The following is a 14,354-nucleotide window of genomic DNA, read 5'->3' on the forward strand; positions in this document are numbered from 1 at the left end:
CACTCACTCCCCGGCCAGGCGCCGACCTATCTCTCGGAGGCCGTCCAGGTCGTGCACGTCCGCGGGCAACGCGGGCACGCCGACCAGCGCCACACCGGGGTGAGCTCGCGTGAACCGGGCCAGCAGCCGCCGTTCCCGATCGGCGACTGCGACCCGGTCCGCGTGCAGCCGGAGAACTGCCGCGGCGAGAGGTGCCTCACCGGAGCGGTCCAGATCGTCCGCTGCCGCGAGGGCCTTCGCCGCGGGCAGGTCCGTCGCGATCACGGGATGCGTCCTGTTCGCGACGAGCCCGCACAACGGCATGTTCTCGGCACTGAGCCGCTCGACGAAATAGCTGGCCTCGCGCAACGCGTCCGGTTCAGCCGCCGCCACCACCACGAAGCCGGTGCCCGGCGAGCGGAGCAGTTCGTACGTGCGCTGCGCCCGTTCGCGGAAGCCGCCGAACATGCTGTCGAACGCCTGCACGAACGTCGACGCGTCCTGCAGCAGCTGGCCGCCGACGATGGTGGACACGGCTCGCGTGAAAAGGCTGAAACCGGTCCCGACGATCTTGAGCAGTCCGCGCCCGCTCGCCCGCGCGGGTGCCGAGAGCATGCGGATGAACTTGCCGTCGAGCACCGTCGACAACCGCTGCGGCGCGTCCAGGAAGTCGAGCGCCGACCGCGACGGCGGGGTGTCGACGACGATCAGGTCCCACTCGTCCTGCGCCACCAGCTGGCCCAGCTTCTCCATCGCCATGTACTCCTGCGTGCCGGAGAACGACGAGGAAATGGTCTGGTAGAAGGGGTTCGACAGGATCTGGTCGGCCCGGTCGCGGCCCGCGTGGGTGAGCACCATGTCGTCGAACGTGCGACGCATGTCGAGCATCATCGCGAACAGCTCGCCCTTGGGCTCGAAGCCCTCGACGACGACCTCGCGCGGGTGGTTGTCGAGTTCCCGCAGGCCCAGCGACTGCGCCAGCCGCCGTGCCGGGTCGATGGTCAGCACGACGACGCGCCTGCCGCGTTCCGCCGCGCGCAACGCCAGCGCGGCCGCGGTCGTCGTCTTGCCGACGCCGCCGGAGCCGCAGCAGACCAGCACGCGGGTCGCCGGGTCGTCCAGCAGCGGGTCGAACTCGAGCCTGGCGGTCACCGCACACCTGCCGCGACCAGCACCTCGGCCAGCTCGTACAGCGCGGCCACGTCCACCCCGTCCGTCAGCTCCGGCAGCTCGACCGTCGGCAGGTCCGACTCGCTGAGCAGCTCCATCGCCTCCTGTTCCGACTGCACCCGGATGGCGTGCTCCACCGTCTCGTCCACCAGGCCTTCGAGCGTGAACTCGTCGAGGTCGAGCCCGGCCGCGGTGAGCCCGGCACGCACCCGTGTCGCGTCGACCCTGCCCTCGGCGGCCACCGAGACCGACCGGGCAGGGAGCCGGACCGGGTTCACCCGGTTGACCAGCACCGCGCCCGGACGCAGGTCCGCGGCGTCGAGTTCGGCGACCGCGTCCAGGGTCTCGCGCACCGGCATCTCCTCCAGCAGCGCCACCAGGTGCACCGCGGTGTCACCGGAGTGCAGCAGCCGCACCACGCCCTCGCTCTGCCCCTTGATCGGCCCGACCTTGGCGAGGTCGGCCATGGCCTTCGTGACGTCCAGGAACTTGACCACGCGCCCGGTCGGCGGCGCGTCCAGCACCACCGCGTCGTAGAGGTGGCGGCCGTCGGAGCCGGTCCGGTTCACGCACTCCTTGACCTTGCCGGTCAGCAGGACGTCCCGCAGGCCGGGCGCGAGCGTGGTGGCGAACTCGATGGCGCCCATCTTGCGCAGCGTGCGGCCGGCGAAACCGAGGTTGTAGAACATCGCGAGGTACTCGAGGAGCGCGGCTTCCGCGTCGATCGCGAGCGCGTGCACCTCACCGCCGCCGGGCGCGGACGCGATCCGTTCCTCGGCGTAGGGCAGCGGGGCGCGGTCGAAGAGCTGGGCGATGCTCTGGCGGCCCTCCACCTCGATCAGCAGGACCCGCCGTCCGCCGGTGGCCAGCGCGAGGGCCAGCGCGGCGGCGATCGTGGTCTTCCCGGTGCCGCCCTTGCCGGAGACCACGTGCAGGCGGGCTCGGGTCAGCTCCTCGGTCCACGACGTCACACATCCAGACTATGTGTGAAACCGGCAGAAGGTGGACTCGTCGGTCAATCCATCATCGTGAGGAAGAAGACGGCCATCGCGGTTGCGGCGACCAGCGCCCACGCGACGACCGAGGGCAGCCAGAACGCGATGCTGACCGTGATCGCGGCCACGACCACCAGACCGATCAGCCCGGCGCGGACGACGTCCGCGTGCTGACTGTGCTTGCGATCACGCGCTTGCGCCATGGCGACGAGCACCATCACCAGCCCGCCCACCCCGAACAGGCTGGTGGCGATGATCCGCCAGGTCTCCACGTGATCAAGGTAGCTCGAACCGGGACAACCGCGCAGGCGTCGTTCGGGTGGCGCGTTAGGCTCCGCGCATGACGAAGTGGGAGTACGCGACCGTGCCGTTGTTGATCCACGCCACGAAGCAGATCCTCGACCAGTGGGGCGAGGACGGCTGGGAGCTGGTCACCGTGCTGACGAACCCGACCGGTGAGCAGCACGTCGCGTACCTGAAGCGGGCGAAGTCATGAGCGCCTGGTCCACGCGCCTGAAGGAGCTCGGCATCGAGCTGCCCGGCGTCGCGGCCCCGCTCGCCGCCTACGTGCCCGCGATCCAGTCGGGCTCGCACGTCTACACCTCGGGCCAGCTGCCGTTCGTCGACGGCAAGCTGCCCGCCACCGGCAAGGTCGGCGCGGACGTCTCGCCGGAGGAGGCGAAGGCCTACGCCAGGACCTGCATCCTCAACGCGCTCGCGGCCGTGCACGACCTCGTCGGCGTTGACTCGATCAAGCGAATCGTGAAGGTTGTTGGCTTCGTGGCCTCTGCTGAGGGCTTCACGGGTCAGCCCGGTGTCGTGAACGGTGCCTCGGAGCTGCTCGGGGAGATCTTCGGTGACGCGGGCAAGCACGCCCGGTCGGCCGTGGGGGTGGCCGAGCTGCCGATCGGCGCTCCGGTGGAGATCGAACTGATCGTCGAGGTGTGACATGTCGGACACGTGCCACGAACTGCTGCTGCGGCTCGCGGGACGCCTGCCGGACGACCTGCTCTGGCGGTACCGGGACTGGGCGGCTTCTGACGCGTATGCGGTGCTAGCGCGGTCGTTGCCGCGCACCCTGCTGCACGGCCGCATCCCTCTGACCGATCACGAGATGCGCCTTTTGCAGGACGCGCTCGTGCCCTACGGGGCCGAACCCGGTGCTGTCAGTTCGGTCAAAGGGCTGGACGAACTGCCACCCACCGACTACACCTTTTCCCCGGAGTCACCCGATCGGGTGCCGATGGGGGATTCCGCGACCGTCGTGCTCGGTGCCACGCTGCGAGGCCGGCAGGGGGTCGGTGAGGTTCGGTCCTGCTGGCGCATCGGTCCCTCCGGGGTCAACCGCGTCCTGCTGGTCGCCGCCACCACCGGCCACGCCAGGCTGACCGGCGAATTGCAGCGCGTTCTGCGGGCGTTGGGCGAACACGACCCGTGCGTCGAGGTCGTGCCGTCCGGTCTGGACCTGCCGCCCTACCACCGGGCGGCGCTGGCGGCATCGGAGCTGGTGTGCGCCGGCGCCGAGTCCGAGGAGCACCTGGTGCTCAGCTAAGGAGAGTTGACGTGACGAACGACGGTGTCGGCCTGCCGGTCCGTCTCCACGATCTCCTGCTGTCGATGGCCGGGCGCGTCGACGACGACGCCCTGTCGCAGGCACGCGAGTTCCTCGCGGTCGGAGAGCTCGACCGCGCGGTCGAGATGCTCGTCGGCACGCTTCTCGCCGGCGGCATCCCGGTGCTGCCGGACGAGAGAGCCGCGATCACGTGGGCGTTGCACGAGGTGCGCTCGGACGCGTCCCTCACCGACCGCCTGCCGGTCGTCGAGGTGCTGCCGTTCGTGCGCCACCGCTTCACCGCCGAGGGCGACCCGGCCGCCGACCTGTCGGGCGTGCTGTCCCGCGCGGTGTCGGTGCTGCCGGACATCCGCTCGGTGCGCTGCGTCTGGCGTTCGTCCCCGGCGGGCTCCACGCCCGGTCCGCTGCCGCAACGGGTCGTGCTGGTGGACATCGGTCCGCAGGGCTTCGCGCCCGCGACCGCCTACCGGGTCGACTCGGTGCTGCGCAAGGCGGGCATCCGCGCTGCGGTGGAGGTGCTCACCGTCGGCACGCAGCTGAGCGACTACCACGCCTCGGCGACGACGGCCTCGCGTCCGGTGCCGATCTCCGGCACCCCGATGGCACCGCCGCCGTCGCCAGCCCCGGCGATGGCCCACGAGCCGGCCGCGACCTGGTTCGACCAGTCCGACGAACTTCCCGCTCCGGCGCCGGTGGCCGAGCCGACACCGGCGCCGGAGCCTGCGGAAGAGACCGGCTCACGTCGCGCGCGCACGAACAACACGAAGGCGTTGGAGGGCTCCCAGCCGTTCCCGCCGAAGCCCGTCAAGCGGATCTCGATGGCTCCAGCCGAACCGGAGATCGAGGCCCTGCCGGAGCCCATGCCGATCAACAGGGCCGAGGTGACCACGGAGCTGAAGCCGGACGAGCTGGCTGCCCTGCAGGCCGCCCTCGCCGAGTCGCCGGAACCGTCGTCGGTGGACGCGAACCTGAGCGAACGGGAGCGGGCGCTGCTGCAGCAGCTGCACGAGGAGCTGGCGCAGCGGGAGCAGACGGGGGCGAAGACGACCGACAGCGGTCGTTGGCAGATCGACCGCTCATCGGCTCGTCAGTCGGCGTTCGGCACGTCGAACAACGGCCACCAGCCTCAGTAGTCGTTGCGCAGGTACTCCAGCTGGGCCCGCACGGACCACTCCGCCGCGGGCCACAGCACCCTGTCCACGTCCGCGTAGACGACCTCGACGACCTGTCGCGGGGTCGGAGCGCCGCCGAGTGCTTCCACGGCCCGCCGCACCTGCTCCAGGCGCTGTGTCCGGTGAGCGAGGTAGGCGCGGGCGGCCTCGCCGGCGTCCGCGAGCTCGGGACCGTGGCCCGGCAGCACCGCGGTGTGCTCCGGCAGTTCGGCCAGCAGCTTGAGCGACTCGAAGTAGTCGCCGAGCTTGCCGTCCGGGTGAGCCACGATCGTCGTGCCGCGGCCCAGGACCGTGTCACCGGTCAGCACCGCCTCGCCGTCGATCACGAAGCACAGCGAGTCGCTGGTGTGGCCGGGCGTGCCGAGAACGCGGAGTTCCAGGCCCGCGCTGGTGATCACGTCGCCGTCCACCAGACCCTCTGAGCCGTAGGTGAACGTCGGATCCAGCGCGCGCACCGGAGCGTTGACCAGTTCGGCGAACTCGCGGGCGCCCTCGGAGTGGTCGGGGTGGCCGTGGGTCAGCAGGATCTCGGCGATCGGTCCGTGCGACGCGATGCGCTTCAGGTGGGCCTCGTCGAGCGGGCCGGGGTCGACCACGACGTACTCCGTCGCGTCCGGCGCCTTCAGCAGCCACGTGTTGGTGCCGTCGAGCGTCATCGGCGACGGGTTGTCGGCCAGCAGCACGGCGGCGTGCGGAGTGACCTGGCGCAGCTCGCCGTAGAGCGGGTGGGCGGCGCGGGCGCCGATCAGAGGGGAGCCGCTCACTGGAGCACCACCCGGATCGTGTCGCCGTCGCGGATGAGCTTGGGGATGATCTTCTCGACGCTGCGTTCCTCGGCCATGACCTTCTCCACGGTGCCGAGCGCGCCGATCTCGTCGAGGGTGCGCCAGGTGGGCGGCATGAGCATGCGACGGCCGTCCTGGGCGTGCTGGATCGCCTCCGCGGGCGTCTGCCACGACGCGTCGGTGGCTTCGGTGGTCTCCCCGTCGGCCCGCTGGCCTTCGGGCAGGGCGGCCACGAAGAAACGGGTGTCGTAGCGGCGGGGTTCCTCGAGCGGGGTGACCCAGTTGGCCCACGGCCGCAGGAGGTCGGCCCTCAGCACCAGCCCTTCGTTCGCGAGGAACTGGGCGAGGGAGATCTCGCGGTCGACGAGCTGGCGGCGGGCGTCGGCGTAGGCGGAGGTGTCGGCCACCACCGAGTTCGCGTCGGGACCCGCCAGCAGAACTCCGGACTCCTCGAACGTCTCGCGGACCGCCGCGCAGACGAAAGCACGGGCCGTGGCGGGATCGACGCCGAAGACCGAGCCCCACCACTCCGGGGCTGGACCGGCCCACGCGGCGGACGTGTCGGCGTCGCGCTGATCGACACCTCCGCCGGGGAAGACGGTCATGCCGCCCGCGAACGCCATGCCCTTCACGCGGCGGAGCAGGAAGGCTTCCACGCCGTCGGCACCGTCCCGCAGGAGCACGACTGTGACGGCGTCGCGGGGCTGAGCCGGTTGAGCGGCCGGCGATGCGGGTACCAGGTTTCCCGGCAAGGTCATGTCGTCGGGCATCCTCCGAGCGTACGACCGCGCTTACCCGAGGATGGTGTGATGGCGACGAAGGTCTCCGGCTGCCTGGTGAAGATGCTGCTGTTCCTGCTCGGCGCGGTGATGGGCACCGGCCTCACCGCGGTGGCGGGCGTGGTGTTGTTCCTGCCGGACCGCACGACCGTGAGCAGCGTCGACCCCACTTCCACCGCTCCCGGCGTGTACGTGAAGAAGGTCGAACGGCTCGTCGGCGGCACCTACTACGAGATCTGGCTGGGCCCGTCGCCCGACCGCGGTCACGTGGTGACGGTGCCCAACGGGTGGGATCACGACCCGCGGCGGGAGACCACCGACGACGGCCTGCGCCTGAAGTTCGGCAACGGGGGCGAGATCTTCGTGCCCAAGGCCAGTTACTCCTGAGGCAGGATGGGCGAGTGGACGAACAGCTGCGCGTTGGACTTGTCGGTGCGGGCCCGTGGGCTCAGATGATCCACGCTCCCGGAATCGCGAACCACCCCGGCACGACGCTGACCGGTGTGTGGGCGCGCCGCCCCGAGGCCGCCGCGGAACTCGCGCGTGCGCACGGCGCGGAACCGTTCGCGGACTTCGCGGCCATGTTGTCCACTGTGGACGCTGTCGCGTTCTGCGTCCCGCCGGGCGTCCAGGGCCCGATGGCGATCGAGGCGGCAGGCGCGGGCAAGCACGTGATCCTCGAGAAGCCGATCGCGGAGTCGGTCGAGGTGGCCGAGCAGCTGGCCGCGGCCGTCGCCGATGCCGGGGTCGCCTCGCTGGTCGTGCTGACCCGCCGCTACGCCCCGGAAACGAAGGAGCTCCTCGCCCAGCTGCACCGCACGGGCGGCTGGACCGGTGCCGACGGCCGCTGGCTGACCGGTGCCCTGCTGGACGGTCCGTTCTCGAACTCCCCGTGGCGGCACGAGAAGGGCGCGCTGGACGACATCGGCCCGCACGCGTTCGACCTGCTGGACGCGGCGCTGGGCGAGATCACCGACGTGATCGCGGCGAACGTGTCGGCTTCCGGCCTGTGGCAGCTGATCCTGCAGCACGCTTCCGGCGCCACGAGCACGCTGTCGCTGACGTTGTCGTTGCCGCTGCAGCCACCGTTCGCGGACTTCACCGTGTTCGGTGTCAACGGCCACCGCACGCTGAACAGTCGCGACACGTCCGCGTTGGACTGCTTCACGAACCTGCTCGACGACTTCGTGGCCATGGTGGACAGCGGCACGACGACGCACGAGTGCGACGTGCGGCGCGGCCTGCACCTCCAGCGGATCATCGACCTGGCCCGCCGCAAGGCCGAGCGCTAGAAGTACGTGCGAAGCCGCGCGCAGAGTGCGGCCACATCACCGGTGGGCGCATCCGGCCAGTCCTCGTGCCACGCCAGTTCGTCCGGTGTCCCCCGATGCCGGACGAACACGTGCTGGTGGAAGTGCGCCACCGCCCGCCCCACCACCGCCGAGAACACGAACTCGGGATCCAGCTCGGCTCGCAGGCCGACGGCCACCGACCGCACCGCTCGAGCCACCGCCTCGGCCTCCGCGACGGTGAGCAGGTCCAAGGTCTCGACGTGCCTGCGCGTCTCCACCGGCCCCACCAGCGGTCCGAGACCTGAGTGCTTGTCGCAGATGAGGCGCACGCGCTTCCTCCGCGAGACGAAGGCGCCGAAAATTGTCAGGGGTGCTCGCTAGCGTCCCAGCCATGGACCTCACCGTCACGACAGCCGAGCTCGCCGGCGCCGCCGCCGAGGTGGCGCGCCTGCTGCCCACCCGCGTGCTCGACCCGGTGCTGGCCGGGCTCCGCCTCACCGCCGGCACGGACGTCGAGGTCGCCGGCAGCGACCAGGAGCACGGCGTGCGCCTGACGGTGCCCGCCACCGTCCACACCGAGGGCGAGGTGCTCGTGCCGGCCAAGCCGCTGGCCGCGACCCTCCAGGCGCTGGACGAGCCGCAGGTGAGGCTCAAGGTCGAGGGCCAGCGCCTGGCCATCCGCACGCCGTCGTCGAGGTTCGCGATCCCGCTGCTCGACCTGGCCAACCACCCCGGCGTCCCCGAGCTGCCGCCGCTGCAGGGCCACATCGACGCCGAGAAGCTCAAGACCATCGCGGCGGTGGCGGGCGCGGCTTCGAAGGACGACGCGCTGCCGATCTTCACCGGCATCCGCATCCAGTCCGACGAGCAGAAGCTGCACGTGATCGCGACCGACCGCTACCGCATGGCCTACGCCACGCTGCCGTGGGAACAGAACGGCCATGTCGATCTGTTGGTCCCGGCGAAGCCCCTAGCGGAAGCGGCGAGGCAGGCCTCGGGCGAGGTGGCCCTGCATGCCGACGAAGACCGCCTCGGCCTCGCCTGGGGCAACAACTCGATCTCCACCGCACTCTTGGCCGCTCCGTTCCCGGACGACCGGGCGCGCCGACTCCTGGAGGCAGTCATCGACAGCACGGTGCTCGTGGACGCCGACGCTCTGGCGCGCGCCGTCCGCAGAGCCACGCCCTACGGAGGCCCGCACCAGGCGGTGACCATCCAGGTGGAGGACTCGGAGCTGCGCGTCAAGGGCAGCGATCCCCAGCAGGGCGAGTCCGAGGAGTTCGTCAAGGCGACCGTCGAGGGCGACCGCCTGACCAAGACCTTCCAGGCCCGCTACCTGGCCGACGCGCTGAAGGCCTTCGCCGGCCGCCGGGTCGAGCTGCGGATCCAGGACGGCCTCCGGTCCACCGTGCTCACGTCGACACCGGGCGAGGACGGCGTGGAGCTGACCTACCTGGTGGTGCCGATGCGCTCAGTCGCCTGACCAACGCGGGCTTTTTCGGGCCCGCGTTGCAAAGCCCGTCCGCAGACAGTTTTGCGGACGGCCAGTTCAGCCTCCAAACGCAGCGGGATTGCCCCGAAGGACGGTCCCCTGCAACGGGCTCGCACCGCGACCGGCTCAGCGGCGGCGGGCTCCATGCCGAACCGCTGCCGCCACGTCGCTCCATCGCGGAACGCGGCGGAACCTCACGAGGCGCGCCCGGCAGCGCACCGCAGGCGAGCTCGCCGAGCGGCCTGCTCCACCTCCGAAACGCAGCGGGACCGCCCCGAAGGACGGTCCCCTGCAACGGCCCGCACCGCAACCGGCTCAACGGGCGGCGAGTTCCATCTCGGAACGCTGCGGCAGCGGCTCAGCAGAGCGCGGCACCCCGCGCCGCACGGTCCCGCGCAGCAGCCACACCGCGAGCGCGATCAGCAGCCCGGCCACCCCGGACGCGACGAACGCAGGACGCGTGCCGAAGTGCTCGATCAGCTGGCCGGACAGGCCCTGCCCGATGGCGAGACCGACGGTCACCGAGGTGATCACCCAGCCGAACGCCTCCGCGGCCATGCCGTTGGGCGTCACCTGCTCGATCGCCGCGGAGTGCGCGGTCGACTGCGGCGTGATCAGCGTGCCGACCACGAACAGCGCGATGCCGAGCCCGACCAGCGTCAGAGGGATCGCCAGCAGCAGCGTCAGCAGGCCGAACCCGCCCAGCAGCACCGGCAGGCGCAGGTGCATCGGGCGCGGCCACGGGCGCATGCCGTAGAGCACGCCGAAGATCACCGAACTGATCGACCACAGCGACAGCATCAGGCCGCCCATCGAGGCGTGGCCCGCGGCCTTCGCGAACGCCGGCACCGCCACCTCGACGAAACCGATGGTCACGCCGAAGCCCAGCGCGGCGAGCGCGACGGTCCGCATGCCGGGGTAGGCGAACGCGCCGAGCAGCGGACGCGGTGCGGCGGCGACCGGGCCCCAGGCTCGCACCACGGGGTTGAAGGCGAACCACAGCGCGCCGACGACCATCAGCACGGCGCCGGTCACCACACCGGTGCCCGCCCACGGAGCCGCGAGCAGCAGGCCTGCGAGGCCAGGCCCGAGGATGAAGAAGACCTCCATGCTGATCGACTCGTAGGCGTAGGCCGCCATCCGCGTCGCGCCGGAAGGCACCATCCGCTCCCACAGCGCACGCGACGCCGAGCCCACCATCGGCTCGGTCGCGCCGACGCCGAGGGCCAGTGGGACCAGCACGTACACCGGCGCGCCCGCCTCGACGGCGAGCACGGAGAACGTCACGAAGAGGGCGAAGAGGCCGGTCACGAAGGCAAGTGGCCGGGTGGGGCCGAAGCGGTCCATCAGCCGGCCCTGGACGACCGAGCCCATCGCCACGCCCACCAGCGCCGCCGCCGAGACCATGCCGGCGACCGCGAACGAACCCGTCGCGCGCTCCACGTAGAGCAGCAGCGAGAGCCCGACCATGGCGATCGGGAGGCGGGCGAGCAGGGACGCGACCACGGGGCCGCGCATGCCGGGGGTCGTCAGGGCGGCGCGGTAGTCGGAGAGGCGGGCAGAGTGGGACATGCGTACCAGTATGCCAAAGCTGGTACGGATGTACCAGATCGGGTGCGCAGGGTCACCATGGTTGCGATTGGGTCACGGGAATGGGATGACCGGGTGAAACATGCAACGAATCGGCCACTCAGGGGGTCCTTGAGGGTGAAAGGGCTTGAGCGGTCGGGGTGGAGACGTGCGAAAGTTGACTCATCCACCGAGACCAACCTCTGGCTTGAGGGTCGGGGCCTACGCGCCAGAGGGATGGAAGGCACGGTTCGTCGGGGGATGGGCCGTGCAACACAAAGGACCGGTGCGCCACGTCGGGGGTGGCGCCCGGTCCTTTGCGTTTCGAAGCCTTCGGAAGAACTTCCTGATCTAGCGGGCCCGGCGAGCGAGGCGCTCGGGGTCCAGGATCAGCACGCTCTTGCCTTCCAGCCGCAGCCAGCCGCGGTGCGCGAAGTCGGCGAGCGCCTTGTTCACGGTCTCGCGGGACGCGCCGACGAACTGGGCGATCTCCTCCTGCGTCAGGTCGTGCGTGACGCGGAGCAGACCGGCCTCCTGCGAGCCGAAGCGCTGTGCGAGCTGCAGCAACGCCTTGGCGACGCGGCCGGGCACGTCCGTGAAGATCAGGTCGGCCAGCATGGAGTTCGTCCTGCGCAGCCTGCGGGCGAGTGCCCTCAGCAGCTGCTCGGCGATCTCCGGCCGGTTGGTGATCCACTGACGGAGCGCGGGGCGGTCCATCGACACCGCGCGCACCTCGGTCACCGTCGTCGCGGTCGACGTGCGGGGGCCGGGATCGAAAATGGACAGTTCACCGAACATGTCGGAGGGTCCGAAGATCCCCAACAGGTTCTCGCGGCCGTCCGGCGACTTGCGGCCGATCTTCACCTTGCCGGACTGGATGATGTACAGGCGATCGCCCGGCTCACCCTCCGCGAAGATCACGTGGCCACGCGGGAACTCCACCGTTTCCAGGGTCTGCGCCAGCGCCTCTGCGGCTGCCGGGTCAACTCCCTGGAAGATGCCCGCTCGCGCCAGGGTCTCGTCCACCTCATCCCTCCTAATCGACGCGACGGCACGCCTACCACCTTCTTTGGTGGAGTCAGCGCCGTGCCGCCGATCACTGCGTTGCAGTCTAAGGGCTGTGTTGTGGATCGCCGCTCGGCTCGCCGTCTTACTAGGAACAACCCGACTGACTCGATCCAGAGCCCAACGAACCAGTTTACGCCATTCGGGTGTTGGCGATCAGCGGGGGGTCGTCAGCGAACGCGCTTGCGCACGCTGCCGCGACCGCGGCGACGGAGGCGGAACAGCTCCAGAGCGCGACCGATGCCGTGTCCGTAGAGCGCCTTCACCTCGTCGGGGCGGGCGGACTCCAGGAACTCCTCGACCTCGTTCTCCTGCACGGCGACGTGCCGGAGCTTCGCTTCCACGCGCTCCATGAAGAGCGCGAAGAACATGATCACGATCGGGACGACGATCACAAACCAGGCAGTCATGATGCTCCGCAGTGTGGCGCATGTGGGATTCGAGTACGCGTCTAGGGGGTGGTTCCGGCGTGTTGACTACGCTGAATCAGTGCCCGCAACCAAGAAACCGGAAACCAAGCTCGGCCTGACCCGCAGGGCCCGCCGGATGGTGCGCGTGCTTGCCGAGGGATACCCCGACGCGCACTGCGAGCTGGACTTCACCACGCCGCTCGAGCTGCTCGTGGCGGTGGTGCTGTCCGCGCAGTGCACCGACAAGAAGGTCAACGAGGTCACTCCCGCGCTCTTCGCGAAGTACCCGACGGCCGCCGACTACGCCGGCGCCGACCGGATCGAACTCGAAGAGATGATCCGCCCGACCGGTTTCTACCGGAACAAGGCGACGTCTCTGATGGGTCTCGGTGCCGCTCTTGTGGAGAAGCACGACGGTGTGGTTCCGGGCACGCTGGAGGAGCTGGTCAAGCTCCCCGGTGTAGGACGCAAGACCGCCAACGTGGTTCTCGGCAACGCCTTCGATGTGCCCGGCATCACAGTCGACACCCACTTCGGCCGCCTCGTCCGCCGCTGGGGCTGGACCGCGGAGGAGGACGCCGTCAAGGTCGAGCACGCCGTCGGCGCGCTCATCGAGAAGCGCGACTGGACGATGGCCTCGCACTGGATCATCTTCCACGGCCGCCGCGTCTGCCACGCCAAAACGCCTGCGTGTGGGGCCTGCCTGCTGATGAAGGACTGCCCGTCGTACGGCCTCGGGCCAGAAGATCCGGTCAAGGCGGCGAAGCTCGTGAAGGGCGACGAGAAGCCGCACCTGCTCGAACTCGCCGAGCGGGTTCGTGCCGGTGAGAAGCTGGTGGGGTGAACAACCGCACGCGCTGGCTGGTCCTCGTGCTCGTCCTGGGCGTGGCGGGCGTCGTGGCGCTGTGGCCGCGTGACCGCGCACCGGAACCGCCCCCCACGCCGACCCGTCCGACGCAGGACGTGGCCGCGTTGCGCGCGCAGGCCCAGCTGCGGGCGTGCCCGCCGGCGGGCGAGGGCGGCGTCGACGTGACGTGCCTCGGCGACGGCACCCGGACGGCCCTCGCGCTGAAGGGGCCACTCCTGATCAACTTCTGGGCGACCTGGTGCCAGCCGTGCCAGGAGGAGCTGCCCGTGCTCGACTCGTACGCGAAGCAACCAGGTGCCGTCCCGGTCGTCCCAGTTCTTGTGGACAGCAGGGAAGCCGACGGCCTCGAGCTGCTCGCCCGGCTCGGCGTGCGGCTGCCCTCGGTCTACGACGGTGCCGACGAGCTGCGCAAGCGCGTCAAGGCTCCGATTCCGTTGCCGGCGACGTACTTCGTCGGCGCCGACGGCTCGGTCCGGCTGATCACGGACCCGCCGGTCTTCAAGGCGCCCGAGCAGGTGGAGAAGGCGGTGCGATGACGGAGGCAGCCCAGCCACCCGACTGGATGCAGCGTCTGGCCAAGGCCACCGAGGAGATCGACGCACGGACGTTCATGCGGGTCCCGCGCGCTCCGTCCGACGGTGTGCGCAAGGCCGCGGTGCTGATGCTGTTCGGCGAGGACGAGAGCCACGGTCCGGACGTGTTGCTGCTGCGTCGCGCGGACACGCTGGGCTCGCACCCCGGCCAGGTCGCGTTCCCCGGCGGGGCAGCGGACCCGACCGACGACGGGCCCGTCGCCACGGCATTACGCGAGGCTTACGAGGAGACCGGTGTACTTGCGTCAGGAGTGAGACCGCTCGCCCTGCTGCCGGAGCTCTACGTGCCGGTGTCCGGGTTCGTGGTCACGCCCGTGCTCGCCTACTGGGAACAGCCGAGCCCCGTCGCACCTGTCGACCCGGCGGAGACCGCCGCGGTCGCGCGGGTGCCGGTCGCGCATCTCGCCGATCCTGCGAACAGGTTCCGAGTGCGTCACCCTGCGGGCTACGTCGGAGCGGCCTTCTCCGCGCCGGGCATGTTGGTGTGGGGTTTCACCGCGGGGTTGATCAACGGCCTGATCGCACTCGGCGGCTGGGAACAGCCGTGGGATGCGACCGATGTGCGTGACCTTGAACTAGCGTTGCGCGCTACACAGTGAGGCGGAGGTTCTG

General features: G+C 70.5%; 19 protein-coding genes. 10 read left to right on the forward strand and 9 right to left on the reverse strand.

Going from position 1 to position 14,354, the window contains the following annotated elements; genetic code table 11:
- Positions 1-3 precede the first annotated feature (3 nt).
- Genes bagB through IEZ09_RS23555 form a run of 3 tightly spaced genes read right to left on the reverse strand, consistent with a single transcriptional unit; the run spans position 4 to position 2,416 of the window.
- Positions 4-1,131, reverse strand: a complete 1,128-nt coding sequence (bagB, locus tag IEZ09_RS23545; RefSeq protein WP_189255910.1) for an ATPase BagB — start codon at positions 1,129-1,131, stop codon at positions 4-6.
- Positions 1,128-2,120 (reverse strand): ATPase BagA, encoded by a 993-nt coding sequence (bagA, locus tag IEZ09_RS23550; protein WP_189255911.1) that lies wholly within the window; start codon positions 2,118-2,120, stop codon positions 1,128-1,130. The genes bagB and bagA overlap by 4 nt, the downstream gene beginning before the upstream one ends.
- A 44-nt stretch (positions 2,121-2,164) precedes the next feature.
- A complete protein-coding gene (locus IEZ09_RS23555; RefSeq protein WP_189255912.1) occupies positions 2,165-2,416 on the reverse strand; it encodes a hypothetical protein in 252 nt (83 codons plus the stop codon).
- 68 nt (positions 2,417-2,484) lie between these two features.
- Between IEZ09_RS23555 and sp36 the strand changes: the two genes are divergently transcribed.
- The 4 genes from sp36 to IEZ09_RS23575 are packed head-to-tail and all read left to right on the forward strand — an operon-like array spanning position 2,485 to position 4,850.
- A complete protein-coding gene (sp36, locus tag IEZ09_RS23560; RefSeq protein ID WP_189255913.1) occupies positions 2,485-2,640 on the forward strand; it encodes a Sp36 family protein in 156 nt (51 codons plus the stop codon).
- A complete protein-coding gene (locus IEZ09_RS23565; protein WP_189255914.1) occupies positions 2,637-3,092 on the forward strand; it encodes a RidA family protein in 456 nt (151 codons plus the stop codon). The genes sp36 and IEZ09_RS23565 overlap by 4 nt, the downstream gene beginning before the upstream one ends.
- Before the next feature lies 1 nt (position 3,093).
- Entirely contained in the window at positions 3,094-3,696 is a 603-nt protein-coding gene (locus tag IEZ09_RS23570; protein ID WP_189255915.1) for a hypothetical protein, read from the forward strand.
- 11 nt (positions 3,697-3,707) lie between these two features.
- A complete protein-coding gene (locus IEZ09_RS23575) occupies positions 3,708-4,850 on the forward strand; it encodes a hypothetical protein (protein ID WP_189255916.1) in 1,143 nt (380 codons plus the stop codon).
- Here the strand turns inward: IEZ09_RS23575 and IEZ09_RS23580 are convergent.
- Both IEZ09_RS23580 and IEZ09_RS23585 read right to left on the reverse strand, forming a co-directional pair.
- Positions 4,844-5,653, reverse strand: a complete 810-nt coding sequence (locus tag IEZ09_RS23580) for an MBL fold metallo-hydrolase (RefSeq protein WP_229812872.1) — start codon at positions 5,651-5,653, stop codon at positions 4,844-4,846. The two genes, IEZ09_RS23575 and IEZ09_RS23580, sit on opposite strands and share 7 nt — an antisense overlap.
- On the reverse strand, positions 5,650-6,444 hold the full coding sequence (locus tag IEZ09_RS23585; protein WP_189255917.1) for an NUDIX hydrolase: 795 nt from the start codon (positions 6,442-6,444) through the stop codon (positions 5,650-5,652). Before IEZ09_RS23585 ends, IEZ09_RS23580 begins: the two co-directional genes overlap by 4 nt.
- A gap of 39 nt (positions 6,445-6,483) precedes the next feature.
- Between IEZ09_RS23585 and IEZ09_RS46680 the strand changes: the two genes are divergently transcribed.
- Together IEZ09_RS46680 and IEZ09_RS46685 are read left to right on the forward strand one after the other, a co-directional pair.
- The gene (locus IEZ09_RS46680; protein ID WP_229812873.1) at positions 6,484-6,840 is read left to right on the forward strand and encodes a hypothetical protein; all 357 of its coding nucleotides are present in this window, start codon (positions 6,484-6,486) and stop codon (positions 6,838-6,840) included.
- Between the two features lie 14 nt (positions 6,841-6,854).
- Positions 6,855-7,745, forward strand: a complete 891-nt coding sequence (locus tag IEZ09_RS46685) for a Gfo/Idh/MocA family protein (protein ID WP_268247645.1) — start codon at positions 6,855-6,857, stop codon at positions 7,743-7,745.
- Here the strand turns inward: IEZ09_RS46685 and IEZ09_RS23595 are convergent.
- Positions 7,742-8,074 (reverse strand): HIT family protein, encoded by a 333-nt coding sequence (locus IEZ09_RS23595; protein WP_189255919.1) that lies wholly within the window; start codon positions 8,072-8,074, stop codon positions 7,742-7,744. The genes IEZ09_RS46685 and IEZ09_RS23595 overlap by 4 nt on opposite strands.
- Positions 8,075-8,136: 62 nt before the next feature.
- Between IEZ09_RS23595 and dnaN the strand changes: the two genes are divergently transcribed.
- Positions 8,137-9,228: a DNA polymerase III subunit beta gene (gene dnaN / locus IEZ09_RS23600; RefSeq protein WP_189255920.1), complete on the forward strand. Its 1,092-nt coding sequence runs from the start codon at positions 8,137-8,139 to the stop codon at positions 9,226-9,228.
- Positions 9,229-9,552: 324 nt separating this feature from the next.
- On the opposite strand, the gene IEZ09_RS23605 is transcribed toward dnaN, so the two are convergent.
- The 3 genes from IEZ09_RS23605 to IEZ09_RS23615 all read right to left on the reverse strand — a co-directional run bounded on the left by IEZ09_RS23605 (position 9,553) and on the right by IEZ09_RS23615 (position 12,281).
- Positions 9,553-10,809 (reverse strand): MFS transporter, encoded by a 1,257-nt coding sequence (locus IEZ09_RS23605; RefSeq protein WP_189255921.1) that lies wholly within the window; start codon positions 10,807-10,809, stop codon positions 9,553-9,555.
- Between the two features lie 348 nt (positions 10,810-11,157).
- Positions 11,158-11,832, reverse strand: coding sequence for a Crp/Fnr family transcriptional regulator (locus IEZ09_RS23610; RefSeq protein ID WP_030469453.1), 675 nt, complete (start codon positions 11,830-11,832; stop codon positions 11,158-11,160).
- Between the two features lie 209 nt (positions 11,833-12,041).
- A complete protein-coding gene (locus IEZ09_RS23615; protein ID WP_109630982.1) occupies positions 12,042-12,281 on the reverse strand; it encodes a hypothetical protein in 240 nt (79 codons plus the stop codon).
- Positions 12,282-12,417: 136 nt separating this feature from the next.
- Between IEZ09_RS23615 and nth the strand changes: the two genes are divergently transcribed.
- The 3 genes from nth to IEZ09_RS23630 are packed head-to-tail and all read left to right on the forward strand — an operon-like array spanning position 12,418 to position 14,341.
- A complete protein-coding gene (gene nth, locus IEZ09_RS23620) occupies positions 12,418-13,125 on the forward strand; it encodes an endonuclease III (protein ID WP_229812886.1) in 708 nt (235 codons plus the stop codon).
- Positions 13,122-13,685: a TlpA family protein disulfide reductase gene (locus IEZ09_RS23625; protein WP_189255922.1), complete on the forward strand. Its 564-nt coding sequence runs from the start codon at positions 13,122-13,124 to the stop codon at positions 13,683-13,685. The genes nth and IEZ09_RS23625 overlap by 4 nt, the downstream gene beginning before the upstream one ends.
- The gene (locus tag IEZ09_RS23630; protein ID WP_189255923.1) at positions 13,682-14,341 is read left to right on the forward strand and encodes an NUDIX hydrolase; all 660 of its coding nucleotides are present in this window, start codon (positions 13,682-13,684) and stop codon (positions 14,339-14,341) included. The genes IEZ09_RS23625 and IEZ09_RS23630 overlap by 4 nt, the downstream gene beginning before the upstream one ends.
- The last annotated feature ends 13 nt before the right edge of the window (positions 14,342-14,354 follow it).

Source organism: Lentzea flava, from assembly GCF_014648475.1.
GTDB classification, from domain to species: domain Bacteria; phylum Actinomycetota; class Actinomycetes; order Mycobacteriales; family Pseudonocardiaceae; genus Lentzea; species Lentzea flava.